Annotated in this window: 1 protein-coding gene; it reads right to left on the bottom strand. The window is 37.8% G+C overall.

From position 1 onward, the window contains the following. Window positions 1-32: 32 nt before the first annotated feature. Window positions 33-659, bottom strand: coding sequence for an IS30 family transposase (locus GQR39_RS20380; protein ID WP_346774503.1), 627 nt, complete (start codon window positions 657-659; stop codon window positions 33-35). Between the last annotated feature and the right edge of the window lie 389 nt (window positions 660-1,048).

Raw genomic sequence — 1,048 nt, 5'->3', positions numbered from 1 at the left:
AATGGCAGATTCAAGTCTGAAGTGCATAACGACTAAGCAGCTATAGCTGCCATATGTTCAGCCATTAATTTGGCTGGCGTATTGTAATCTAATTTCTTTCTTGGTCTTTCATTGAGTTTCACTATTACATCTTTTACTGCCCAATTCGATATTTTTTTAAAGTCGATAGATTTCGGCCAATATTGTCTTAATAAACCATTTGTATTTTCATTCAAACCGCGTTGCCATGAACAGTATGGATCTGCAAAATAAACTGCACACTTTAAATTTTTGGTTAACTCTTTGTGATAAGCGAACTCTTTACCGTTATCAGCGGTAATGGTTAACACTGCATCTTCAAATGGTTTTAATAATGCAATCGTGGTCGCTGTGACAGTCTTTGCTGATTTATCATTAATACGTGTCGATACTGTAAAACGCGTTTTACGCTCAACAATAGTCACCAATGCGCCGCTGTGTCCTTTACCAATGACTAAATCTATTTCCCAATCACCAACTCGGCTACGTGTGTCAACGATACTAGGTCGTTCATCGATGCTAACGCGGTTCTTGATAAAACCTCGACCAGCTTGCTTATCTTTATTGCGCGCTTGGTAAGATTTGCCTTTTCGGCGTAGATGTTGGAATAATTGACCACCATTTCGCTTATCGGAGTAAATATATTGGTAAATAGTTTCATAGNNNCTTTCTTAAGCCATCCTGAAATTTGTTCAGGGCTCCATTTATCATCTAGTTTTATATTTATTAATGCAATCAGAGTAGATGTCATTTTTATTGCTTTACGGGCATCAATACGGCGTTTAATTGTTGCTTGTTGAGCTTGATTAATACGGTAACCTCGCTTGCCTGTATTGCGAGCAAACTCTCTACTAAGCGTCGATTGACTGACATTCAATTGTTTAGCTATTTTATTTTGACTCATGCCTATTTTCTTTAGTGCGTAAATCTGGCATCGTTGCGCATAGGTCAGTTGTTTATATGTTTTCATTGTTGCATCTCTTGCCGGAGAAAAAGCGATAAGCATATCTTCAGCTGATCGTCTTTTCTA

The organism is Pseudoalteromonas sp. C8 (genome assembly GCF_011378685.1).
Taxonomy (GTDB): domain Bacteria; phylum Pseudomonadota; class Gammaproteobacteria; order Enterobacterales; family Alteromonadaceae; genus Pseudoalteromonas; species Pseudoalteromonas arctica.
The sequence above is the reverse complement of the archived record's forward strand: the minus strand, read 5'-3'. Positions and strand labels throughout refer to the sequence as shown.